The following is a 24,632-nucleotide window of genomic DNA, read 5'->3' as shown; positions in this document are numbered from 1 at the left end:
ATTTTCATGTATACCAGAATTTGAATCGCCCAGTTTAGGTAAAGGTAAAATTTTCATCTATAGTAGCTGGTTATATCCAGGTGGAGTATAATTGAATGTCCAATGAAATAAGCATCGCGGAATTAAAGGGAATTATCAGGCGCCGTAGAAATGTATTCCTATACACGTTTATAGGGGTTTTTAGCATGTGCTTGATTATTGCCTTTGTTCTGCCTTCCATGTATGAATCAAAGGTGATGATTGTTGTCGAAAATCAAGAAATTCCAGAGGAATATGTTAAATCGACGACAAGGTCATATATCAGTGAACGCCTTGAGTTACTAGAAAGAAAAATACTAAGCTATACAAAATTGTTAGAAATTGTTAAGGAAAATAACCTTTACGCTGAACTGGATTCTAACGGTGAGAAAGTTAGTAGGTTCCGGAAGGATACCACCCTAGAAACCATTGATGTTTCAGTGGGTGATCAACGCCGAACCTCGGCAACCATTGCGTTCACACTTGCGTATATCAATAAATCCCCGGAAAAAGCAAAAATAGTTGCTGATACCTTAGGGGGGCTATTTGTAGAAGAAGACCAGGCTCGGCGTAAAAAACGAGCAAGTGCAACAACAGTCTTTCTTGAAAGGGAATTGGAAGATCTTCGTCGGTTGGTCAAGATGAATGAGGAAAAGATAAGCCGCTTCAAAGCTGAAAATATCCATCAACTTCCAGGGTCAACAGGTATTTTTCAACAGACAATCCTACGGATGGATCAAGAATTAGATGGAATTACCACTAGAATCCGCACATTAAAGGAAAAGACGGTTTATCTTAAGAGTCAACTAGCGAATATCGATCGGCTTGTCCCTATTCTAACCGAGAACGGAAAGGTTGCCAGCAATCCTAATAATCGGCTGAAATATTTGAGGCTGCAATTGATCCGCATGCGAGCCAATCTATCTGACAAACATCCCGATATTATTCGATTGAAAAGTGAAATTGCCAAATTAGAAGCTCAAGGCGGTGGACAAGACACGACATCTGAAAAAATAGATCGCCTTACTATGGTAGAGAAAGAGATTGCGGAATTAAAGGCCACATACGGAGATAAACATCCTGAAATCATAAGGTTGACCAACGAAGCTGAATTGTTGAGAAAACAGATAAATGAAGCTCCATCCAACCAAAATATCGAAGAAGATCGAACCGATAATCCTGAGTACATGAACATCAAAGCACAAATTATCGTTGCTGAATCAGAAATTAACGCTTTAACCAAAGAAAAAGAAAATCTCGAAAGAAAAAGAGATGATTATCAAAAAAAATTAGAAATAGCTCCATTTATTGATGAAGAATATAATTCTTTGACTTTGGATTATGACAATGCGAGAAAAGAATATAACGAAGTCGCAAATAAACTGCATTCCGCTAGAATTGCGCAAGAAATGGATGAATCGGAAAGTGGAGAACGGTTTCGGATAGAACATCCTGCCCATTTACCAGACAAGCCTTCAAAACCGAATCGCGTATTTATCATCCTATTGGGGTTTGCTTTGGGAATTGGTGGTGGAACTACATTGGCTGCATTATTGGAAGGTATGGACTCCTCCGTAAAAGAGGCCAAGCAATTGGAAAGTATCGCAGGTTTTCCGGTCTTGGCTGCGGTTTCTTATGTTGATTCTCCATTTCAAAGGCGTAGGCGTCGCAATAGAAGGCTGATGTTATTAACTATAGTATTGTTAGTTATCATGACAGTTTCTTTTTTTGTCAATTTGCTCGTTATGCCAATTGGTGATTTATGGGACAAATTTGAGGATCGGTTGTTTGAGATCGGTGTGCCAATCGAGAGAGAATCAATAAAACTACAAACTATCGATCAGTCATAGACTAATGTCTGTCCAGAAATAGGAAATTTGCTATTTCTGGATGGCCACTATCCTATTTTTTGGAACCTAAACTGGGCGATTCAAATTCTGGTATACATGAAAATTGGTAAGCATGGTAATACAGTAGGTCATTATTGCCTCCCAGAATTTGAACCCCTGGCGGGGTTGCCGATCTCACCGCATCTACGGCGTTAGATGCCTTCCCGCATAGTCGACTATAGCGGAAAGACATCTGCCTTGTATATGCGGCAAGCTCGACAATCGCCCAGTTTAGGTGGAATTCATGATTCATCGACCTTTGGTGGGATAATAAAATGGGAAAAATTTTTAAAGCACTTGAGAAAGCAGAAAAACAAACAACCCGGCGACCGGTTCCAAAGCGTGCCATACCGGAAATCAATACAAAGTCTTCCGTTGCTCAAAAAAAGACATCACCGGGTCAGCCAGGCAAAGTGGTCCTTGACGGAGCGAAGCATGGGATGCGTGCTAATACAGTGGAGCATCGGCTTAAGCAAAGAGCACACGACATCTTGCTTAAAGAAACAAAAAGTGCCGTCGATTCGGGGCTCCAAAGGGCGCAGCGGCAAAATGTCCAGCGAAGATCAGATTTTTCTAAAAGTACGGATACTCAATCGCGCGTAGAAAAGGTTCAGGGCTACGTTGAACCATTGAAAAAGGAGGCTCCATCTGCCAGGCCGGCCATGACTCAAGCTTCCGAAAGTGTGAATATAACACTGCTAAAGAAAGAACTGGCAGAATCGGTCGCTACAGAGCAACCACATGCCATTGAACCACAAAATAAAAAGAAAACTATTTCAACAACGCCAACGGGCAAGCCGGTCAAAGTTCGTTATTCACGAACTAAAGTTCAAGTGAACGATCCTCACCAGTTGGTAGACAATAGAATTTTTTCCATTTTTGATGATTACGAATCTACCGATCAGATAAAAATGCTGCGAACGCAGTTGTTGCGAAAACTAAAAGTGATGGGAGGTAACAGCGTACTGATTACCAGCGCCAATCCTTACGAGGGTAAGACCTTTACCAGCATCAACCTTGGTGTGAGTATTGCTAAAGAGTTTGACCGGACCGTTCTGATCATTGATGCGGACATTCGAAAACCCACCGAGAATCATACGGCTTTTTCCACTCAATTCTTTTCATTGGAGGTTGAGAAGGGGCTCACTGATTATTTAATGGGGGATGTGGATATTTCTGATATTCTAATCAACCCTGGAATTGAAAAACTCACGCTGATTCCGGCAGGCCTCCCAGTCAATAATGCTCCTGAGTTATTGAATTCATCACAGATGGAAACAATGATGGCTGAAATCAAAAGCCGTTATCCCTCGGATCGAATTGTCATTGTTGATGGGCCGGCGCTTTTGCCATTCCCTGACGTGATGATCCTCTCTAAATACGTCGATGGCGTTTTAGCCGTTGTCGAGTCGGAACGGACATCCGTAGATGACCTGAAAAAGATGGTGGCACGATTGAAAGATGTTACCGTATTTGGTACGGTGCTAAACAAAAACAAAAATAAAGAGTAAGACGCTTTCTTCCTTCTAAACAATTCCTTTGGAAAAGGTTGTGTGGAAATGACAAATGGTCAAAAAGCCAGTGGCGACCCATGGCAGAATTTCAGGATACGTGGAGGTATTTTTATGCAGAAACCGAATCCCACTGTTAGATCGGTAATAGCCGTTGCCATTTTTTTGCTTGTCGCCGTCATCGTTTTGTGTCTTCCTGCGCCTATTATCGCCGCTGATTGGAAACTGGTACCAAAAATTGGTGTTTATGGAGGATATGATGACAATATCCTATTTAAAGGACAAGAAAAGCTTTCCTCAACTGTCGTCAACGTAGAACCTGGCCTTGAAGTGGAATATGAATCTCTCCGCTCTTCCATCCATCTCTCCGCTGATTTGGAAGTTTTACGCTATTTAGAGGAAGAGGAATTTGACCGTGAGAATCAATATTATCGTTTGACGGCTAACCACCGTTTTGGACAACGATGGGATTCAAGGGCTGGCTTTAACTATTATAATGACAATATCTTAAGAACTTATCTTGAGGAAACAGGTCGCGTTGAGGAAATTAATCAAATCGATCGTGAGTATTTTTATGCGATGGGAGGTATGGCGTATAACATATCGACAATATCCACAATTGATACTCAATATCGATTTGAAAAATCAATTTATGATAGTAGCCGTTACACCGATTACAATCGGCACCGGGTCGACTTGAGATATAAAAGCCGCTTGAAAAATCAGCAGGACGCGATTTCCATCGGACCCTCTTTCTACCACCGTACCAATAATGTAAACGACACTGACTACATTTCCCTTGATTTGGGTTGGGAACGTGATTGGAGCCCAATCACGAACAGCCTCGCTACGATTGGTGGCCGATACGCGATGGTCGAAAAGCAACAGAGCGATGATGATCTTGATAAATGGGGGGTTCGGGCCAGCTTAAGAGTAAGACATAAAGGGCCTGCTTCCTCATTAGAATTTATGTATTACCATGATGTTGATACAACTGCTGCAGGCACCGACATTAATGTAGACAATTTTAAATTGCGATACAATTACCGATTGACTGAGCGATTTAGCATGGGATTATACAGCCGATTCGTACTGAGCTACGATCTATTGGGCACGAGCAGCGATGAGGAAAATTATGTTGAGGATTCAAGGTATTTGGAAATAAGACCTTTTTTGGGTTACCGGCTGACTGAAAATCTAGATGTGTCAATAAATTACGCATATCAAAACAGCTCCGAGGATATCGTCGATAGTGAAAACACAAGAGAGCGTAACCGGTTTTGGATTGAGTTCGCTTATGAAATTCCGTTAATCTTGTAAAGATATTGAAATATAGCATATAGAAACTTAGGCAAGCTGATACAGGAATAATAAGTGAGAATTTTTATACTGTGAGAAAGCCCGTGAGCATGAAATGCTCACGGGCTTTTTATTGGGTTACGAAATTTTCACTTATTGGGTTACGAAAATTTCCCGTTTAATTTTTTTATTTGGTAATTGGCCTGGATTTTGGGAGCATGGAGAATATAATATATTTATTTTTCAAATATATACTAAATATAAGGTGATGGTTCATATTCGTGGCACTTAATTTGCTCACTATAATCGTGTTAAACATTTCCCTGTGCATTTGTTGACTTTGAAATATTAATTCAGATCTGAAACTGAAAGAGCTGCTTTTGACTATGGACAAGAAAAAATTTCTGTGCCCGGCCGTCCTGTTCCTCCCTTTCATTTTACTCATTTTAGCCAATACAACCTCTGTGAATGCGGCTAACGTAAGTATCCAGTGGGATGCTAATACACCATCACCCGAGGGTTACAAGGTTTTCTCTCGCCTTGACAATCTAGAATACGACTATGAGAACCCGACCTGGCAAGGCTCATCTAATTCGTGCGTAATAAATAATTTAGAAAGCGGGAGCACGTATTGTTTTGTCGTTCGGGCCTATGATGGCAGTCTGGAAAGCATAGATTCTGATGAGGTCACTGTTACTGTTGCTGATGACACAAGCTCTGAAACAGATACAACCCCCCCATCCTGGAGCGGCGCTACCAATGGCATCGGTGCGGTGGAAAGTAACGGTTCAAGTGGCAGCGTCACCATTGAATTTGATACAGCCACAGATGCGATTGATGGAAATAACTTAAATTACAACGTTTATTATGCTCCAACGCAAAGCTGGAATCAATCAGACTGGACACAAAACAGCACAATCACATCTATTAGCACATCAACTGGCAGTTTTTTTACCTATGCTGTAAGTGTGAATAACCTGACCAATGACGTGAGTTATACCATCGGTGTTCGCGCTGAAGATCAGTCCGGCAATGAGGATACCAATACTAGTACCATGACGGTCATTCCGACCGTCAGCACGGATTTAGCATCTGACAGTAATACTAATACTAAATCCCAAGTTCGAGGGCGTTATGTTAGTCAGTAAAATGGCATTGCTGTGCCGATAGACAATAAAAACTCAACAGTGCCCCCCCTGGTTTATATTATATGAATGAAGGCGATTCGAATTTAGCTTTCTGGAACTAAACGCACTGAGATATTTTTAAGAAACCCTGTGAGCATAAAATGCTCACAGGGTTTTTTTTGTTCATCCAGTTACGATATTTTTACTTGGGTGGTTACGAAAATTTCCGGTTCAAATTTTTTTGATTGAAGATTGGTTTGAATTTCGGAGGGTTTGAAGATAAAATGTATAAATATTTTAAATGATTATGGATTATAAGGGAGAAGTCTGTATGAGTGGCACTTAATTTGCTCACTACAGTTATTTTAGACATTCCCCTGTGTATTTATTGAATTGGAATTATTTATTCAGACCTGAAACGGAAAAACTGCTTTTGACTATGGACAAGAAAAAAATTCTGTGCCCTGTCGTCCTTTTACTTTCTGTACTTTTTTTTATTTTAGCTAATACAAACTCTGCTAATGCGGCTAGCGTTAGTCTAAACTGGGATGCCAATACACCATCACCTGAAGGTTACAAGGTTTTCTATCGTCTTGCCCACCAGGAATACGACTATGACAATCCGACCTGGCAAGGCTCATCTACCTCATGCGTCATAAAAGATTTAAAAAGCGGGAACACGTATTGTTTTGTCGTTCGGGCCTATAATGGTAATCTGGAAAGCATGGACTCCAACGAAGTCACTTTCAAAGCTAGTGAGAACACTAGTTCTGAAACAGATACAACCCCACCATCCTGGAGTGGCGCTACCAGTGGCATCGGTGCCGCGGAAGATAACGGTGCGGGGGGTAGCGTTACCATCGAATTTGATACAGCCACAGATGCGGTTGATGGAACAAACTTAAATTTTAACGTCTATTATGCTCCGACTCAAACCTGGAATAAATCAGACTGGACAGAAAATAACACAATAACACATATCAGCACATCCACTGGCGGTATTTTTACCTATGCTGCAAACCTGAATAACCTTACCACTGGCGTGAGTTATACTATCGGCGTTCGCGCTGAAGATCAATCCGGCAATGAGGACGCCAATACCAGTACCCTGACGGTTACTCCGACCACCAGCACGGATATATCCAAATCATCTGACAGTAGTATTGGTTTGAGCACCAATTTCGAGAATACTACGCTCACCAATAAATTGGCATACTATACCGATAGAGACTACAAATTAACCAATGTCCCTTCCGATTACTTGGGATTGAGTGCCATCCTTTTACCTAATGATGGCCGGAACAATACTATCAGTAGTGGCTATCTGACCTTTGTCATGCCAGATGACGGCATGGTTTATGTGGCCTACGACAGCCGGGCTAAGAGTCTTCCCAACTGGATGAGCGGATTTTCCGCAACAGGTGACAGAATTTATACCTCCTTGAGTTCTCAGCCCTATTTGGTGGTCTTTGAAAAGTGGTATGCCGCTGGTGCCACTGTGAATTTGGGCGGCAACAAGGCAACCGGTTTTTCCGGCAGCACAGTGAGCAATTACCTTGTTTTTTATGAGACGGGTGTCGATAACACCAGTGATAGCACATCAACTACACCGACCACACCGACGCTCAGTGTAAGTTCAAAGTTTACGAAAACCGTTCTCAGCAAAGGGATGGCGTACTATACCGATCGTGCTTATACGTTGAACAATATTCCTTCTGATTATTCCGGTTTGGGTGCGATTTTGACACCGAATGATGAACGAAACAACACCAAAGTAAGCGGCTATCTGACCTTTGAAATGCCGGATGACGGCATGGTTTATGTGGGTTATGACAGCCGGGCAAAGAGTCTTCCTAACTGGATGAGCAGTTTCAGCGCAACGGGCGAGAGAATATACACATCTTTAAGCACACAGCCCTATCTGGTTGTTTTTGAAAAATGGTATGCAGCGGGTGCAACCGTGAATTTGGGTGCCAACAAGGCGACCGGTTTTTCTGGAGGAACGGTTAGCAACTATCTTGTTTTATATGAGCTTGGAATAGACGGCCAAAGCACTGATACAAGTTCCTCGACCACCTCAAGTTCAACCAACGATTTGGCTTCCAAGTTTGAGCAAGACATTCTCACAACAAGCATGACCTACTATACTGACAGGAACTATACACTGACCAACATTCCTTCAGCCTACCTGAATTCTGAAGCTATTTTGACGCCTAACGATGAACGGAACAATACCGCAGCCAGTGGTTATCTGACCTTTGCAATGCCGGAGGATGGGGTGGTATACGTGGCCTATGACAGCCGCGCCAACAGCCTTCCCAACTGGTTGCGTGGTTTCAGCAATACCGGTAAGCGGATATACACCTCTTTGAGTACTCAACCTTATTTAAAAGTATATCAGAAAAGCTATGCTGCGGGTGCAACCGTGAACTTGGGGGCCAACAAGGCAACCGGTTTTTCCGGCGGCACGGTTAGCAATTATTTAGTGTTTTATTAAAATGTCTAAATTATAGATTATTGCAGAAATTTCACTGTTTGTTTCCTAATAAAATGGTACGGGAAAATATTCTTGCCAGTCTCATCACATCCTACCAATTATCTCACCATTTGTAACATATTTGCATTGTATCGAAAAATTATCGATCATCCCTGACGTTCTAACAGCTTATTAAAATTACACTCTTTTTTGCTAAAAAATGGGGGCTTCGCCTAATGGTATAAAAATGCTAAATATGTTAGATTTATAAAAATTAATTAGCCGGTAATAATGATTGCGTTTAAAAACCCTGAATGTTTATACAAATCAGAGGAAGCGATGATTAATATTTCAAAATTCAACCCAACCTATCTTCAGGCAAAGGCGCCGGAAATTTTTACCATCGCCAACAATCTATCTGAGGTGGACGATCTCAGGGCTAGTTTGTCCAGATTAGCCAACGATATGATGTTCGACGCCTTTGATGACTATGACAGTTTTTCTGAAGGGTCCGTCATCAGAGTCAGAGACTGTGCAAAAGTGATGATTCGGTTGATGACAAGGCGCAGCGAAGATATGGCAAATTTTTCTGTTGCGAAAGCCATTATGGATTTAGCCCGTGGGAAAAGGAGGCCAGATCTAACGCCGGCATTCTATGCCGAACTGCTATATTTGATACTCGGCCTTCAGGGACGTGGTCCGGGGACCACACTGGCGGATTTACATTTGATTCCAAGCCGCTATGAAAATCGTGAGGCGGCTCTGGAACGATCCCGACAACTTGATGAACTGCATGTCGAAGTGCAGTGGCGCCTGTCAAAATTCACATCCGGTTTGGACGATGAATCCATCAAGCGCAGGAAGGCGCGTCGTGATCGGCTTTTGGATGCCATGCAGGGATCGGAATCCGATTGGAACGACTGGACATGGCAGGTCCAGCATATTCTTCGAGACGCGGATGAGATCGCCCGTTTGCTGAACCTGAGTAAATCAGAGTACAACGCCATTAAAATGGCGCGGAAAAAAAGGATACCATTTGGTATCACGCCTTATTACTTGTCCCTTATGGATGACGAGCCTGAAGATGGGCGGGATCGAGCCATTCGGGCCCAGGTGATCCCTTCGGGCTTCTATGTGGAAAAAATGGCTGAGGCTCAGCGTTTCGGACATTGCCTGGATTTTATGCTCGAATCCGATACGTCACCGATTGATCTGATTACCCGTCGGTATCCGTCCATTTGCATTTTCAAGCCATTTAACACCTGTCCCCAGATTTGCGTTTACTGTCAGCGCAACTGGGAAATTGACGATGCCATGGAGCCTGGCGCCATGGCTCCACAAAAAAAGATCGACGCAGCCATTCAATGGATTCGCAGCCATCCGGCCATTCATGAAGTGCTGGTGACGGGTGGGGACCCCCTGGCCATGACCGATGATCAAATTGAACAGATCCTAACGCGTTTGGCCGACATACCCACGCTTGAACGCATTCGCATTGGATCACGTACCCTGGTTACCTTGCCGATGCGCATCACTGACAAGCTTGCCGATATTTTTGCCCGGTTTCGGGATCCTGGGCGGCGCCAGGTCGCGGTGGTCACTCACGCTCAGAGCAGCTATGAACTTACCCCCCAAACCGTTTCGGCAGTGGAACGACTGAGAAAAAGAGGCATACCGGTTTACAATCAACTGGTCTACACGTTTTTTACCTCACGTCGATTCGAGGCCGCTTTTTTGCGCCGGACGCTGACCCGGATTGGGATTGACCCTTACTATACATTTAATACCAAAGGCAAGGAGGAGACCATCGACTATCGGGTTCCAATCGCCAGGTTGCTTCAGGAACAAAAAGAAGAGACCCGACTTTTACCAGGCCTTTCGCGAACGGACGAGGCGGTTTATAATGTTCCCGGTTTGGGAAAGAATTATCTCCGCGCCAATGTTCACCGCGATCTGATATCCATTTTGCCGGATGGGTCCCGTTTATACGAATTTCATCCGTGGGAGAAAAATATTTCCAATGCGGCCAGAACGCACCTCAGTGAAGATGTGCCTATCCTCGACTACCTTTTAAAACTGGATGCAATCGGAGAAAATGTTCACGATTATGGCACGATATGGTACTACTATTGATGATCCATGCAGACCGACTGATAATTCAATTCAAACGAATCATTCCACAAAAAACAAACGCCAACTGCCTCTAAGCGGTTGGCGTTTGTTTTTTATTTAAATCGATCATATCTGTGCGGAAAGCAAAATCTCCAGCGTTCCGGTCCTGAAGAAAATGGTGCAAGGTCTTTTCAATAACCTTGAAGGCAATATCGTCCCATGGAATTTCAGCAACATCCACCAATTTTACCTCGGCACTTTCCCGGGTGGGATGAAAGGTCGGGGCTGAAAGGTGGCAGCGGTACATCAGGTAGATTTGCCCAATATGGATGATATCGACCATCAGGTAGGGAACCAGATCAACGATGGTGGCACCGGTCTCCTCCAATGTTTCGCGCCGAGCGCCATCGGCGGCGGTTTCGCCATTTTCCAGGTAACCGGCCGGCAGGGTCCAATACCCTTTACGGGGCTCGATATCTCGGCGGCACATGAGAATTCGATCCTCCCAGATGGGGATGCTGCCGACAACAACCTTTGGGTTTTGATAATGAATGGTGCCGCAGGATGAACAAACATAGCGTGGTCGGTCATCATCGGCGGGTACTGTCAGCGATACTGGACTGCCGCACTGGGAGCAAAAGTTCATCCGGTTAAATCTCCAATTGAGTAGGGGCTGTTTCTAAAAAAATCAATCTAACCAAACCAAGCAAGCAGCTATCATGACAACGGCTTTAAATGTTAGGGCCAATTTTTCATAACGAGTGGCAACACGACGGCATTGTTTAATCTTGGCAAAAAAGCATTCCACCAGATGCCGCTCTTTGTAAATATGGCGGTCGTAATCCCGCATTTCTTGTCTGTTGCGTTTGGGCGGGATTACAATCTTTATTCCCTGAGATTGCACCTGAGCAATGAACTGATCTGCGTCATAGGCTTTATCCCCGAGAAGGTTATCAGCCGATTGGCTGGAAACCAAATCCGGAGCTGGAACAATGTCGTGAACGTTTCCACCGGTCAAACCAATACGCAAAGGATTGCCCAATGCGTCTACCAAAGCATGGACTTTAGTTGTCAGGCCACCCGCGCTTCGGCCGATGTCCTGATTGAAGTGCCCCCTTTTGCGCCGGTCCCATGCTGGTGGACCTTTACATAAGAAGCGTCGATCATGATCGATTCTAAGTCGGCATCCTTCGATACCACCAAGAGGATGTCATCCCAAATGGCCAATTTGGCCCACATGGCAAACCGTTTGTAAACGGTCTGCCATGGGCCGAACGATTCAGGCAAATCGCGCCAAGGAGCTCCTGTTTTCATGATCCAAAGAATTCCGTTAAACATTAATCGGTCGTCTTTAGGCGGTCTGCCACGCGGATCCTTTTTTTCACGAACCAGCAAAGGGCCTATAATTTTCCATTTCTCATCTGATATCTCATGTCTTCTCATGCTGGGCATACCAGCATAACTGAGTAAAAATGTTAAGGCTTTTTTTAGAAACAGCCCCTAATGGAAATCATCCCTTTAAAGCAGATGTCTACATCGCTGCCTGTCGACCGGGGGCGATTGTGGATAATGCCCTCATAATGATAGACGCCCTCATCTTCAATGTATCGATAGTGGTGGGGATGTTTGTCCAATGGACACCTGTGGTGGGATAATGTGGAACCCACCGTGATGGGACTGGGCAGGTTGATATTCCAGAATTTCCCTAAAGCCAGAGGCTTGGACACGAATTGAGGAATCAACCGGATGGCTTGCTCTGTTGCCGCTGGCCAATCGACGGTCCAGTCCGGTGCGATGTATTGGGATACGGCCATGGCACGAACACCAAGGATGGCGGCTTCCCGGGCTGCAGCCACGGTTCCGGACTGATAGACATCACTGCCCAGGTTGGCACCGGGGTTGATGCCGGCGATGATCCAATCCACGTCCTTGACCAGCGATTTGATGGCCAGCCGGGTGCAGTCTGCCGGTGTGGCATGAACCACATAGGTGTCACTAGTTGGCTGTTCAACCTTGATCGGGGTTCTCATGGTTACCCGATGGCCCACGTTGGATTGGGGCGTGGCAGGGGCAACAATGGTTACCGATCCCAATGGTCGCACCGCGTCCGCCAGGGCCGTCAATCCCGGTTGATCGTATCCATCATCATTGGTGACAACAATTTTCAATGCTGACTCCATGCTCAAAATGAGGGGGACAAAACCGCTCAATCATACCAGCCATGGGATAGAATGCAAGCCCATGATTGTGCTATACATTGGATGGTGAACCGGATACCGTCGTTGATATCCTGCCGGACAGCCGATCCCAGCGATTGAGCAGGGCCGTGGGAGCCAGTTCACCCATGTCGTTTTTCCTAAAGAAGGAATCGATGTCCAGCTGATTTCCCTGTTGCCAAAGTCCTTTGAGCCATTTGCCGGCACGTTCGGTCATGCACCAGTAACGACCCAGGTGGGTTTGCAGATACTGCTCCAAAAGCGCCTCACCGATCCATCCCAAAAGGTAATCCGCACAGTAAAATTCCGGTACCAGATCGAACAGATGACTTTCCGGTTGATGATAGAAACCGGTAATGCGGGCCATGGTATCGGCATAGGGGACCCCATCGGAAATATCCCCATCCCGAAACATCTCATATTCACTGATAAATTTGGCGGCATACCGGCGAAATACGGAAAGATCCTTCAAATCTTTGTATAAACCGATTGTATCAATAACCGATTCTGGTAGGTCCATCAGGGCCTCCAACACCGGCCGGGAAAGGACCATGCGCTGCAGCAAAAACGCATAGACCTCGGAGAGATTGAAGGCGGTTGCCAATTCGCGATCCACCAACGGCAAGCTCGGATCCGTAAACACAGCGGACAGCCCGTGCCCCAATTCGTGCCATAGGGTTTCCAGGTCACCCCAGCCGCCTTCCGGACGCATCAACAGATGAATTTCATCGGGAATGGCGATTATCATGGTGATGGCCTGGGCGCTTTTTGCGGGTGATGCGTCAATGTCGAGATACAACCCGGGGTGATGGGCGGGATCGATTTCCCAGCGGTTGAAAAAGTCAAGGGTTGTCTCCACATGATCCACCGGACACAAATGATCCCACTGGCTCAAACTGAGCAGGTTCATGGCATCGAAGCGGGTCAGGTGGTCCAGCGGAACGCGGAACCGGTCCTGACACCAGGCTTCCATGGCGTTGTAATAAAATCCATCGGTATGGTGTACCATTTGCTGGGTTAATTGATACAGGTGGTGGTAATCAATGCCCTTTTTCGATTGGCAGTAGTTGATATAGCCATCAAAGCCCAGTGTGTTGGTCAGGGTTTTCAGAACAATGTCCCAATAGTTGACGGCAAAGGGCCTGAGCAGTTTGCAAAGCGGACTGGTTTCCTGCTGGAGCTTCTGACGTTTGGCCAGGGTACTGGATTTCTGGCACCAGGGAATGATATCCCGAAAATATATTTTTTCACCATCCACATGGGCGGCCGCGCCACGGCTCCAGGCTTGCATTTCCGTTTCATGGGGCATGAGTTCGCGCTGCAGGTAATGATCGATCAGGCCGTGGCGGATACGCAGACGGTGGCTGGAGTCGGGAATCGTTTCCGTTGCAGCGATCATTTCAGGCGTGAGTACGGATTCAAAACCATTGTAGATTAGCTCGGGGGAGGCGGCTGGTCGATGCCCCTGCCAAATGGCAAGGGCATGTTTGCCCCAACGCCGGTTAAGGGTGTGAACGGCGATTGCCAGTTGGTCGGAACGGATTTCAGGTGCACGGTAAATCATGGCGATCCATTGGTAAGGGGTTGTTGCACAGCCGGGCAATGTGGTAAACCATTTCCAACTGTGATGATAGTTACAATACGGATGTTACCCCGATTTGAGCTGGTCACCCTCCCGCCATTAAGTAATCGAATAAAGATGGCAGTGCAACCCTATTAAAGCCAAAAAGGAGACGAATGATGAGCAACCCAATTCCCTCTCGGGAAACCGCCTTGAGCCTTTTAAAAATGTACAACAAAAGTGAAAGTCTCATCAAGCATGCCTTAGCCGTTGAAGGGGTGATGCGCTATATGGCCAGAAAATACGGAGAAGATGAAGCGGTGTGGGGCGTCGTCGGCCTGATTCATGATTTGGATTATGAGCAGTTTCCTGATCAGCACTGTAAAAAAACAGAAGAAATTCTCAAGGAAAACAACTGGCCCGATGATCTGATCCGCGCTGTGGTCAGCCATGGGTGGGGCATCTGTACGGATGTGAAGCCTGAAAGCACCATGGAAAAAGTGCTGTTTGCCATTGACGAGCTGACCGGTTTGGTGGCGACTTCAGCGCTTGTGCGGCCGACAAAGAGCGTTATGGACATGAAAGCCAAATCAGTCAAGAAAAAATGGAAGGATAAACGATTCGCTGCTGGTGTGGATCGCACGATTATCCAAAAGGGGGCTGATATGCTAGGCGTTGAGCTGGGCGATTTGATCACCGATACGATCATGGGCATGCGTGACGTGGCCGAAGACATCGGCTTGAAAGGAGATGCATAAGATGGAGTGCAAAAAAGAGACAAACCTGCAGCGATGCAATTGTTCCTACGAGCCCTGCTCACGCAAAGGCGTCTGCTGCGATTGTATTAAATACCATATTAAGATGCGCCAGCTCCCGGCTTGCGTATTCCCCAATGATGCCGAACGAACCTATGATCGCAGCTATGAGCATTTTGCACGCCTGGTAAGCGAAGGGCGGGTGTAGATCGTTTCGATAAAAAAGGGTCGGGGCAACATACCCCGACCCTTGGCTGAAGTTTTATCCGTTTGGTTTACATCATCTTAATTTAATTGGCTGTTTGAAGTTTCTTGGCACCTTCGATGGCCAGATCAACGGTGGTCGGATCGGCCAGGGTCGAGGTGTCGCCCATTGCAGCCTTGTCAAAGTCGCCGGCGGCGATTTTTTTGAGGATGCGCCGCATGATTTTCCCGGAACGCGTCTTGGGCAGAAAATCCGACCATTGGATCATTTCCGGTGTGGCAATCGGACCGATTTCTTTGCGGACATGCGCCACAAGCTCTTTTTTCAGTTCATCGGTTTTTTCAACACCGGAGTTCAGGGTCACAAAGGCGTAAATGGATTGACCCTTCACCGGATGCGGGTAGCCAACGACCGCTGATTCGGCAACCATTGGATGGGAGACCAGTGCTGACTCGACTTCGGCGGTTCCCATGCGGTGGCCGGAAACATTGATCACGTCATCCACGCGGCCGGTGATTTGATAATACCCGTCCTTGTCCCGTCGGCAGCCATCACCGGTGGTGTAGACCCCGTCGAACTGGGTGAAATAGGTTTCAAAGAAACGCTGCGGGTTTTTGTACACGCCGCGCATCTGTCCGGGCCAGGATCGTTTGATGATTAAATTGCCCTGGCATTCGCCTTCCAGCTCGGTGCCCGCATCATCCACGATGGCCGGCTCGACACCAAAGAACGGTACCGTGGCCTGGGCCGGTTTGATGTCAATGGCCCCGGGCAGCGGTGTAATCAGGATACCGCCGGTTTCTGTCTGCCACCAGGTATCGACAATGGGGCATTCGCTGCGGCCAATGGTCTGATAATACCAGTTCCAGGCTTCGGGGTTGAGTGGTTCCCCAACGGAGCCCAGCAGACGCAGCGATGAAATATCGTGCTGTTTGACCCAGGCGTCGCCTTCCTTGGCCAGGGCGCGGATGGCCGTGGGGGCGGTGTAAAAGATATCGACTTTATATTTTTCGACAATGGCCCAGAACCGGCCGAAGTCCGGATAGTTGGGCACCCCTTCGAACATAATCGAGGTGGCACCGTTGCACAGCGGGCCGTACACAATATACGAATGACCGGTCACCCAACCGATATCGGCCGTACACCAGTAGATGTCTCCGTCGTGGTAGTCGAAGATCATCTTGTGGGTGTAGGACACATAGGTCAGGTAGCCACCGGTGGTGTGCATGACGCCCTTGGGCGTACCCGTGGACCCTGATGTATAGAGAATAAAGAGGGGATCCTCGGCATCCATCTCTTCGGGCGGACAGTCGGCGTCGACCTTGGCGACTTCCTCATGATACCATTTGTCCACATCCTTGTTCCAGTCCACCTGAACCTTGTCAGCGCCCACCCGTTCAACCACCAGATGCGTTTTTATCGACGGACATGCTTCGATGGCCTTGTCCGCATTGGCTTTTTGGGGGATCGCTTTGGCACCGCGGAAGGTGCCATCGCAGGAAATGACCAAGACACTTTCGCTATCATTGATACGGCTGGCCAGCGCGTCGGCGGAGAACCCTCCGAATACCACCGCGTGGATGGCGCCGATGCGTGAGCAGGCCATGATGCCGATGGCCAGTTCAGGAATCATGGGCAGGTAAAAAGTGACCACATCGCCTTTTTTGATACCGTTGTTTTTTAATACGTTGGCGAATTTACAAACTTCGGCATGCAAGTCTTTGTAGGTGAATTGCTTGCTTTCGCTGGGATCATTGCCTTCCCAGATGAGCGCCACCTGATCGCCACGGGTTTCCAGATGCCGATCCAGACAGTTATAGGACACATTGAGTTTGGCATTGGTGAACCACCGGATGTAAAGATCATCGGCATTGGTGCCATAATTGAAATCTGCTACTTTATCCCATTTTTTAAACCATGTGACTTGCTCTTCGGCGACCTTGCCCCAAAAGCCATCCGGATTGTCGATGGACTCCTGCCACATTTCTTTGTACTGATCGTAGCTGTTGATGTAGGCTTTTTTTCTGAAATCTTCGGGAACCGGATAAATCTCTTTGAGGGTCACTTCTGTCATAAAAACCTCCGCGTGATAAAAATAGTGGGTGGAATGACCTATACGACATGCGCGAGATTGCGCAAACTAAACCTATTTTTTGCAATTACCGGCAACGTTGTTGCAGACAAACTTCTGAAAGCTGCAAAATGAATATAATTCAAAAAGTTTTTTGCAACCAGTATTTGATACTCATATACAAATTGCATGCCATCCGAATATATATGTCCTCATACTGCAGGCTGAGTTATTTAAATATAATATAAAAACAGCATGTTAATGGGATATAAAGATGGGACAGATAATTGGCTATGAAAAATTGAATTTTAAAAAGATGACGAGTATCGGCGGAGTCCACAATAAAAGTTGTGGTCGGTGAAAGTGGATAAATGTGTAAGGTGCAGATTATTAAATGAATGCCTTTTATTTACAACTAATGTTGTAGGTACAACTGTGATGGATCCGGTGGCAAAAATATCTATCAAAGTCCTAAGTTGTTGTTAATAAACAATATGCAAAATAATCGACAAAACTATCCAAAACAACGAACAACAATTGTTGAGGGAAGATGTTAGCGGCAGAGTAATCATTCCGATAGTCTCCTAACTCTTCTACCCTTTTTCCCGTATCGGTGTTATGTTTTATGATAATCTGCCGATAAACTAATATTCCAATAAAAAAATAAATAATACAACAATTCGATTAGTACTTGAAAAAAGGCCTACTTATCAGGCATGATTTTCATCACCTACAAAAGTCCTATGCCACAAAAAGGATGCCTTAAGATGGTACGACACGTAAGATTGCTGGAATAGCTGGTTTCTTTGTTTGATTAGGCTTTATTAGCTGGGGGGCAGTGTAATCAGGAGCCGTGGTTTTTTGTGAACTTGTCCATACCAATCGTTAAAGTGAAATTTGTGCCGGATTGTCATGTTGATGATGCAAATTCTACCAACTAACAATCAAAAAGGCGTCAATCTGTTCACATCATCCTAACGGTATAATTTTTATCACCAAAAAAATTAAAATAAATACTACTACTATTTTGTCATTCTCAACAATAATGATCGAAGAGGAGAATTTAATGAATTGGCTTTCGAATCGTATTTTGAAAGGTTGTATTTATTCGATTTTAGTATTTATTTTCACAAATTTACCAGTACTTGCCGACCCCTGGATAAGTTACCCTGGGACGAGGGCAAGATCAATGGGGGGAGCTTTCACTGCAGTTGCAGATGACTCATCAGCAATATGGTATAATCCAGCGGGGTTGACCGGCAAAAAGGGAATTGATGTAATCGTTGAATATAGCCAAGCCGTTGATATAGAAAATTCAGAATTTACCAATGGGGAAAACAAATTTTTTGTAGCGGCAGATTTTAGAGGTAAAAAAATTGGATTAGGCATAGCTTATTTTTCTCCTTATACAATTAGTTGGAATTATCCGGAATCAACCAACTCAATATATGGAACCTTAAAAGAAGATATAAATGTTCTAAGCTTTGGATTAGCGTTTCCATCATTTAATGAAAGACTGAAAATAGGTGGAACGGTTGAGCTAGTGACAATCGATTATGGCGACAGCAGCTTGTATCGTGATAGTTACGGATATACGTATCAGGAGTCAAACAGTGATAGCTCAACCTCGGGATTTTCAGGTTCAATCGGAGTCCTTTTGGATGCGATTAAAATTGATTCATCTGCATTTACTATGAAAATTGGCGGTGTATATAGATTCAAGACTTCTGTTGGTGATACCAAAACAGATGATGAAATAGAAGATAATATCTTATTTGGAAGGCCGCCAAGCTATGAGCTTGGATTGTCCATGGCTAAAGGAATAACGAGGTTTAAATCAACAATTACTGCATCGGTTCAGTATGGCAATACGGATTGGTCAGAGGCAAATTCCAACGATTATTCCTACCGGGTAATGGAAAATAGATATGATAAAGTATCATTTGGATTAGAATGGACAAAAATGCTGGAAGGGGGCATTAAGTATTTATCATTGAGAGCCGGGTATTACAGTTCAAAACCAGATGAAGATTATTATTATCCTGAAGTTACCGGAATAACGGGAGGTGTTGGTCTTAAATTGGGAAAATATTTCGCAATAGAGGCCACCTATGAGAATAGAAATATGGAAATGGAATCGTATTTTTACAATTATAATCAAAGGGTTGGGTTGTATTCTGTTGCGCTTACCTGGTCTAAATGATAACTGCTTTAAACAAATGATAAATATTTAAAATTGAGAATAGTTAACTTGAAAAAAATAGATGTAAAAAAACTGCTTTTAGAAAAATTAAATAAAATGAATTTTTTTAAAAAATGTTACAGTGTCGAAAGATTAATTTCCTTTATGTTTTATATTTTATATTTTTCATTATTTATCAGTGTAGAGTCTTCGATCGCTGAAGGTATAGAAAAAAAAGCATGGAAATTATACGAAGAAGGAAAAAAAATATATGAGTCTTCGGTGGATAAAAAAGAATCCGATATGTTTAAAGCTGAAAAAATATTTATGAAAGCAAGACAGATTGTACCTAACGATAATGAAAGATTAAGCTGGAGTGAAATTGAGAGTAAAATAATACCAGGAAAAGGAAGATGGCCAGAATTTGAGGATGTTAGAGTCAATTACATAAAACAATACCATCCAAATCGATATATAAAAAAAATCCGAGGTCATTTCCCGCCATCGCCATATTTTTTAATGGTTATAAATCCAAGTAAAGGAGAAGGCTTTTTAAAAATTAGTAATATTGGAAAAACCAGAATGGAAAATGTAAAAGTTTTAGAACAAAATTTCGCAGTGGGTACTAAAGAATTAATGAGTATCGATGAGATATTGCCTGGTAAGTCGATGAAAAATAAATTTATTTTTCCGGAAAAGATAATCAAAACAGGCAGCACAATAAAAATATCGGAAAAATACAATTACAATCCCTGTAAAATCAATTTTTTATTTATGAAAATTGAAAAATTTCAAGCGTTAAACCCAATATTAGCGGTTGGCTTTTATCAAAATAATTAATATGTTTTGTTTAAATAATTTAATATTAGATTTTAAAGATATTTTATTATTTGGAGACTGTATGAAATATTTTATTCGTTTAATATTCGCAATTTTTTTATTATTTAATGGGGTTGAGCATTGTATAGCAAAAATTAATTTTACGGCAGATTACAATGTTTTAGTTAATAACAAAGAAAAAGGTGCTTTTACGATTAAATATTCTGATAATAAATTCTCTTCACGATTCTACAATATTAAAGAAGATGATCGAATACCTTTTTATAGTGAGAAAAAAGAAGGATTTTTTAAGGAAAGTAATAAAGCCGTCAAGCTGTCTGTCGATGATAATGAATTTTCTGTTTATTATGACTTAAAATCGGGTTCTGTCCCTGAACAAGTATTAGATTATATTTTAGGTGACAAAACCAATCGATCCGTTATCGTAAATGATAAAATAAATAAACCAATATTAAGTTTCGATAGAATCCCTTTGGTAACAATTGAAAATATAATTTATGCTTTTATGAAGGGAAAAATTAAAGAAAATAAGAAAATGATTTTGTTTGAGCCAGGTAGTAAAACAAAATTTAGAATATATTTTGAAAAAGAGAAAACACTAATTGAACCAATTAATTATAGTGATTACAAATGTAACGGAGTAATTCGGTTTTATGCGGTTAGAACAATGAGTGACAAAGATGATCAAAAAATTTTTTCGATAGACGTGACAAACGAAGGAATCCCAATAACTATCTCATCCCTTTCAAGACGATGGGAATTTAGGATCAATCAGCTTGGCGAGGAAATAATAAACAGTTATGACACGTCAAATGATTTCTTGAACATTGCTGAAGAAGAATTAAGCAGAAGAATTGGAAACGACTACAAATTAACAGTAAATAAAACAGAAATAAATAACGCAATGATGAAATATGATTTTTCCATTAACAGTAAGCCAATGGAAAAAATCGATAGGATTCATTATCGTAATTATTTATTTGAAAATTTAACAGGTTCTACCGGAGTTTTTTCATCAATTAAATTAAATGATAAATTACTTTTAAAAAATATAGATGATAAAATTTACATAATTATACCAGAAAAAGTTCTGTGTGCAGATATAAAAATTAGCTATAACTATGAATCATGTAATTATAAAAAAATAAATAAAAGCGTCGTCTATAATGTTGAAGACTTAATAAATTATAAGCACAAATTGTTGGAAGGTGAAAAATACGAAATCAAAAATAAGTATCTTGGACTTGGCAATGATCTGTATGCTGTCGTTTTAAATTCTCAAAATGAGAAAATAACTGAGGTGGAATTTAGACCAATAATAAAAGTAATTTTAGAAACAAAGCTAAATAATTCAGAAGTTGATATTTACAACATGGAAAGATCATATTCTGATAGATCGCAAGCAATAAGTATTCAATATGCTTATAAAGAAAATATTCAAAACTATGAATACTTGGATTTTGCTGCAAATTATTTTTATAGGCAGATAATGGGGTATGAAGGAAATTTAAATCGAGTACAAATATTAGAAAAAATTAAAAAACAATTATTCATAGAAAACGAAGCGTATATCTATTCCATTGAAAGATCTGATTTTGAAAAATATTTGACCAATATAATTAATCTTAAATTCAATGAAATCGTTCATACGAAATTAAGAGGCTGCGATGCAAATGTAAGTTGTAAAGATCGTCAATGTTGGATTTATGGAACGTCTTCAATTGATTTGAAAAAATATGGAGAAAGAGTCAAGCAGAATTTTCTGCTTAATAATAAAAAGGTTAGAAATAGATCGCACGAAGTCGTGTACAGCGAAGATTATATGTTATTGCAATATCCTATTATAAAAAATGCTAAAAAAATTTGTAATTAGGAGCTTTTTCAATGAAACATCTATGGCTTTTATATTGGATTGTTTTAACAACTTTTTCTCTTTTAGTTATTCCATCTGTAGCTTTGTCAAAAAGTCCTAATTATATAATATTTGCAAGCATGGAAAATTTTAATGACATAAAAAATAAAGAATGGGCTTTAAATTTTGAAGATTTGATGGAAGAAAGCTATTGGATGAAATACACTTCCTTTAAAAGGGTAGCAGCCAAAATCAATAATAAATCAATAAAGCCAAAAAGTGCAGTGGAATGCAGCTTAAATAATATTGCTCTTTTACCAAGTAATAGCAAAGCAGTCAAATATTTTCACGATTCAGTTCGACGTTCTGCTGATAAGTATCTTCAGTTGATTACAAAATGTAATAGAGCAAAACTGTTAATTTTTGACCAAATAAAAAAACATCATATCGAAAGATTCATAAACGGAAAAACAGATGAATTGAATTTTGTTATCAGAGTTTATAATTTGGATAGCAATACTTTAGGAATGCAGTATATACAAATTGATAAAAAATCATTTGTCCATTTCAATAAACTAAAACAAAAAATTCATTTGGCGATATCTGAGGCATTTGATGAGGCACTTCAAGAGAACTTTGAGCCATCCAATTATGAAGAAGATATAAAAGATGAGAATTCTGGTAACAACATCAGTGTTGATGACAGTGGGAGAAAGGAAAATGAGCCAAATTCGTTTTGGGATTGATTATTATTTGACAATATTGTTATCTTTAACAGCTCTTTTTTCTATAGATGCCAACTTATTATATGCAAAAAATATACTGATAATACCTCCTCCTTATAATTATTGCAACGGTAATGAATATGACGGAAATTTAAATCAGTTTTCAAATAATCAATTAACAAAATTAAAAAAATGCAAAGTTCAATCTAAAAAACTAATCAACACCGTATTATCCGATATCGGCCTTGACGTATATAATAGTATGAGTGCTGGTATAAATAGATATAACCGGGAGTTGAGCAACGTAAATAACAATGAAAAATACGTATTAATTGGTATTGGTCCACGTTGTTTGACAAAAGATGATATTTTCAAATTTTATAATATAATCAATAGTGATCAGTACAAATTACAACAAACATTAATACAAAAAAAAATAGATAAATTGGTATGGTCAATTTTTGAGAAAAAATTGCAAATGAAAATTGAAAACAGCCTTTTTAGGGAAAAAAAAGATAAATATGTCGAACTAAATTTATATTTATATCAAAATGAAAAAATTACTGAAAAGACGGTTTTGTTAAAATTTAAAACTGATTATATGGAATTTTCAGGAAGATCTAAGAATGTATTGGAAGAAACGATATACAATTTTCTAAAGCAAAATCCAAGTGAAAATATTAATATTGAATTTACATCAGATTTTATAGGTCAGAATGAAAATTACTAATATATATGTCTCGGTTATTAGAAATCATTTTTTAACTTCCTATAGACAGTATTTTGTATTTTTTAACTTAATTCTTTTTTTTTCAATTTTTTTAGTTTGTAACAATATTGTAAAATCTTTTAAAAACACATTTATCGAACAATTAAAGGGTTTATATCCGAATGCATTTTTGCTGACGCATGGGCAAAAAGTAGACATCGATGATGTTGGATTAGATTTAGAAAAAGAAATTCTATATTTATCTAAAAATTTAGAAATTAAATTTAGCGAAAATACGAATAGTGTCATAATTTTTAACGTTGGTTTTAGATCAACAAAATCTCAGTTTGCACCCAAATTAGTTCGTAAATCATTAAAAGATGAAAAAAGTGTTTTATTTAATAGCGACTTGTGGAAAAGAATTTATAAGAACCATGAACAAGACCAAAAAAAACTGTATTTAGTTGGTGATAAAAATAAGTTGGTTTATGTAAAGGTTATGAAATTTGATATGGCAGGAAGTAAGCCATGGATCTATATGCCTGATTCATTAAGTAAAGAACTTAATTTGGGAGAGAATATTACATCAATCTATACTGAAAATTATGACAATATAGAAAAGATAGTAAGTAATAGTGGGATAAATTTTCAAGTTGTGCGGTGGACAGAAAGAATACCATTTTCCGATGAAATGTTTTATAAATTAATGAATATGGCATTTTATATCTTTACTATATGTTTATTTATAGTCGTATGCATAATGATTATGGGAATCACAAAAGATTCTATCGATGAAATAAAAAAATTAATATCTTTTTCTGTATTTTATGGAATTAGTAAGAAATTTATACTTACTTTTTTTTGTAGTGCTATTAATGTTTATTTCCTAGCAAATTTGCTTTTGTCATATTTTTTAGGCCTGTTTATTTTGTATTCAATAGAAAAATTATTGAAATTTAACTGTTCAAATATCATAATTTATAATCAATCTTCTCTATCAGTGTTGATAATGGTTTTGTTATTATGTAATTTTGCATGTATTCGAGTTGTTAATAATGAAAGTAATAAAAATTTTATAAGCTAG

The 24,632-nt window shown here is 41.3% G+C and carries 18 protein-coding genes and 1 pseudogene; 14 read left to right on the top strand and 5 right to left on the bottom strand.

What is annotated here, in order from left to right; genetic code table 11:
- The first annotated feature begins 95 nt into the window (after positions 1 to 95).
- The 6 genes from Dvar_RS36155 to Dvar_RS36130 all read left to right on the top strand — a co-directional run bounded on the left by Dvar_RS36155 (position 96) and on the right by Dvar_RS36130 (position 10,453).
- Positions 96 to 1,868, top strand: coding sequence for a hypothetical protein (locus Dvar_RS36155; RefSeq protein ID WP_419658197.1), 1,773 nt, complete (start codon positions 96 to 98; stop codon positions 1,866 to 1,868).
- 314 nt (positions 1,869 to 2,182) lie between these two features.
- Entirely contained in the window at positions 2,183 to 3,418 is a 1,236-nt protein-coding gene (locus Dvar_RS36150) for a polysaccharide biosynthesis tyrosine autokinase (protein WP_419658195.1), read from the top strand.
- 42 nt (positions 3,419 to 3,460) lie between these two features.
- Positions 3,461 to 4,738, top strand: a complete 1,278-nt coding sequence (locus Dvar_RS36145; RefSeq protein WP_419658193.1) for a hypothetical protein — start codon at positions 3,461 to 3,463, stop codon at positions 4,736 to 4,738.
- 365 nt (positions 4,739 to 5,103) lie between these two features.
- On the top strand, positions 5,104 to 5,865 hold the full coding sequence (locus Dvar_RS36140; RefSeq protein ID WP_419658192.1) for a fibronectin type III domain-containing protein: 762 nt from the start codon (positions 5,104 to 5,106) through the stop codon (positions 5,863 to 5,865).
- Between the two features lie 418 nt (positions 5,866 to 6,283).
- The gene (locus Dvar_RS36135) at positions 6,284 to 8,341 is read left to right on the top strand and encodes a fibronectin type III domain-containing protein (protein WP_419658191.1); all 2,058 of its coding nucleotides are present in this window, start codon (positions 6,284 to 6,286) and stop codon (positions 8,339 to 8,341) included.
- A gap of 318 nt (positions 8,342 to 8,659) precedes the next feature.
- Positions 8,660 to 10,453 (top strand): KamA family radical SAM protein, encoded by a 1,794-nt coding sequence (locus Dvar_RS36130; RefSeq protein WP_419658190.1) that lies wholly within the window; start codon positions 8,660 to 8,662, stop codon positions 10,451 to 10,453.
- A gap of 70 nt (positions 10,454 to 10,523) precedes the next feature.
- Here Dvar_RS36130 and Dvar_RS36125 read toward each other — a convergent pair whose 3' ends face one another.
- From Dvar_RS36125 to Dvar_RS36110, 4 genes and pseudogenes are all read right to left on the bottom strand, one after another.
- Positions 10,524 to 11,078 (bottom strand): NUDIX hydrolase, encoded by a 555-nt coding sequence (locus tag Dvar_RS36125; RefSeq protein ID WP_419658189.1) that lies wholly within the window; start codon positions 11,076 to 11,078, stop codon positions 10,524 to 10,526.
- Between the two features lie 45 nt (positions 11,079 to 11,123).
- Positions 11,124 to 11,848, bottom strand: a pseudogene (locus tag Dvar_RS36120) (transposase); the annotation flags it as partial.
- Positions 11,849 to 11,919: 71 nt separating this feature from the next.
- Positions 11,920 to 12,600, bottom strand: coding sequence for a 5'/3'-nucleotidase SurE (gene surE, locus Dvar_RS36115; RefSeq protein WP_419658188.1), 681 nt, complete (start codon positions 12,598 to 12,600; stop codon positions 11,920 to 11,922).
- A gap of 82 nt (positions 12,601 to 12,682) precedes the next feature.
- Entirely contained in the window at positions 12,683 to 14,212 is a 1,530-nt protein-coding gene (locus Dvar_RS36110) for a hypothetical protein (protein WP_419658186.1), read from the bottom strand.
- A gap of 173 nt (positions 14,213 to 14,385) precedes the next feature.
- On the opposite strand from Dvar_RS36110, the gene Dvar_RS36105 reads away from it, so the two are divergent.
- Complete coding sequence (locus tag Dvar_RS36105) at positions 14,386 to 14,967, top strand: HDIG domain-containing metalloprotein (RefSeq protein ID WP_419658184.1); 582 nt, start codon at positions 14,386 to 14,388, stop codon at positions 14,965 to 14,967.
- A gap of 1 nt (position 14,968) precedes the next feature.
- Positions 14,969 to 15,172 (top strand): DUF6485 family protein, encoded by a 204-nt coding sequence (locus tag Dvar_RS36100; RefSeq protein ID WP_419658182.1) that lies wholly within the window; start codon positions 14,969 to 14,971, stop codon positions 15,170 to 15,172.
- A gap of 82 nt (positions 15,173 to 15,254) precedes the next feature.
- Here the strand turns inward: Dvar_RS36100 and acs are convergent, their stop codons facing one another.
- On the bottom strand, positions 15,255 to 17,243 hold the full coding sequence (acs, locus tag Dvar_RS36095) for an acetate--CoA ligase (protein WP_419658181.1): 1,989 nt from the start codon (positions 17,241 to 17,243) through the stop codon (positions 15,255 to 15,257).
- Positions 17,244 to 18,306: 1,063 nt separating this feature from the next.
- Here acs and Dvar_RS36090 point away from each other — a divergent pair.
- The 6 genes from Dvar_RS36090 to Dvar_RS36065 all read left to right on the top strand — a co-directional run bounded on the left by Dvar_RS36090 (position 18,307) and on the right by Dvar_RS36065 (position 24,632).
- Positions 18,307 to 19,443 (top strand): OmpP1/FadL family transporter, encoded by a 1,137-nt coding sequence (locus Dvar_RS36090; protein WP_419658180.1) that lies wholly within the window; start codon positions 18,307 to 18,309, stop codon positions 19,441 to 19,443.
- A 48-nt stretch (positions 19,444 to 19,491) separates the two neighbouring features.
- Positions 19,492 to 20,262: a hypothetical protein gene (locus Dvar_RS36085; RefSeq protein WP_419658179.1), complete on the top strand. Its 771-nt coding sequence runs from the start codon at positions 19,492 to 19,494 to the stop codon at positions 20,260 to 20,262.
- A gap of 61 nt (positions 20,263 to 20,323) precedes the next feature.
- Entirely contained in the window at positions 20,324 to 22,135 is a 1,812-nt protein-coding gene (locus Dvar_RS36080) for a hypothetical protein (RefSeq protein WP_419658177.1), read from the top strand.
- 11 nt (positions 22,136 to 22,146) lie between these two features.
- Entirely contained in the window at positions 22,147 to 22,860 is a 714-nt protein-coding gene (locus tag Dvar_RS36075; RefSeq protein WP_419658175.1) for a hypothetical protein, read from the top strand.
- Complete coding sequence (locus Dvar_RS36070) at positions 22,835 to 23,569, top strand: hypothetical protein (RefSeq protein ID WP_419658173.1); 735 nt, start codon at positions 22,835 to 22,837, stop codon at positions 23,567 to 23,569. Before Dvar_RS36075 ends, Dvar_RS36070 begins: the two co-directional genes overlap by 26 nt.
- A complete protein-coding gene (locus Dvar_RS36065) occupies positions 23,556 to 24,632 on the top strand; it encodes a hypothetical protein (protein ID WP_419658171.1) in 1,077 nt (358 codons plus the stop codon). Before Dvar_RS36070 ends, Dvar_RS36065 begins: the two co-directional genes overlap by 14 nt.

This window comes from Desulfosarcina variabilis str. Montpellier (assembly GCF_048565275.1).
Taxonomy (GTDB): domain Bacteria; phylum Desulfobacterota; class Desulfobacteria; order Desulfobacterales; family Desulfosarcinaceae; genus Desulfosarcina; species Desulfosarcina variabilis.
The sequence above is the reverse complement of the archived record's forward strand: the minus strand, read 5'-3'. Positions and strand labels throughout refer to the sequence as shown.

Excerpts from the sequence above, each read along its gene's own strand:
- Dvar_RS36080 (WP_419658177.1), top strand. The coding sequence starts at position 20,324 with ATGAAATATTTTATTCGTTTAATATTCGCAATTTTTTTATTATTTAAT.
- Dvar_RS36075 (WP_419658175.1), top strand. The coding sequence starts at position 22,147 with ATGAAACATCTATGGCTTTTATATTGGATTGTTTTAACAACTTTTTCT.
- Dvar_RS36105 (WP_419658184.1), top strand. The coding sequence starts at position 14,386 with ATGATGAGCAACCCAATTCCCTCTCGGGAAACCGCCTTGAGCCTTTTA.
- Dvar_RS36130 (WP_419658190.1), top strand. The coding sequence starts at position 8,660 with ATGATTAATATTTCAAAATTCAACCCAACCTATCTTCAGGCAAAGGCG.
- Dvar_RS36155 (WP_419658197.1), top strand. The coding sequence starts at position 96 with ATGTCCAATGAAATAAGCATCGCGGAATTAAAGGGAATTATCAGGCGC.
- Dvar_RS36135 (WP_419658191.1), top strand. The coding sequence starts at position 6,284 with ATGGACAAGAAAAAAATTCTGTGCCCTGTCGTCCTTTTACTTTCTGTA.
- Dvar_RS36150 (WP_419658195.1), top strand. The coding sequence starts at position 2,183 with ATGGGAAAAATTTTTAAAGCACTTGAGAAAGCAGAAAAACAAACAACC.
- Dvar_RS36140 (WP_419658192.1), top strand. The coding sequence starts at position 5,104 with ATGGACAAGAAAAAATTTCTGTGCCCGGCCGTCCTGTTCCTCCCTTTC.
- acs (WP_419658181.1), bottom strand. The coding sequence starts at position 17,243 with ATGACAGAAGTGACCCTCAAAGAGATTTATCCGGTTCCCGAAGATTTC.
- Dvar_RS36125 (WP_419658189.1), bottom strand. The coding sequence starts at position 11,078 with ATGAACTTTTGCTCCCAGTGCGGCAGTCCAGTATCGCTGACAGTACCC.
- Dvar_RS36065 (WP_419658171.1), top strand. The coding sequence starts at position 23,556 with ATGAAAATTACTAATATATATGTCTCGGTTATTAGAAATCATTTTTTA.
- Dvar_RS36110 (WP_419658186.1), bottom strand. The coding sequence starts at position 14,212 with ATGATTTACCGTGCACCTGAAATCCGTTCCGACCAACTGGCAATCGCC.
- Dvar_RS36100 (WP_419658182.1), top strand. The coding sequence starts at position 14,969 with ATGGAGTGCAAAAAAGAGACAAACCTGCAGCGATGCAATTGTTCCTAC.
- Dvar_RS36090 (WP_419658180.1), top strand. The coding sequence starts at position 18,307 with ATGAATTGGCTTTCGAATCGTATTTTGAAAGGTTGTATTTATTCGATT.
- Dvar_RS36070 (WP_419658173.1), top strand. The coding sequence starts at position 22,835 with ATGAGCCAAATTCGTTTTGGGATTGATTATTATTTGACAATATTGTTA.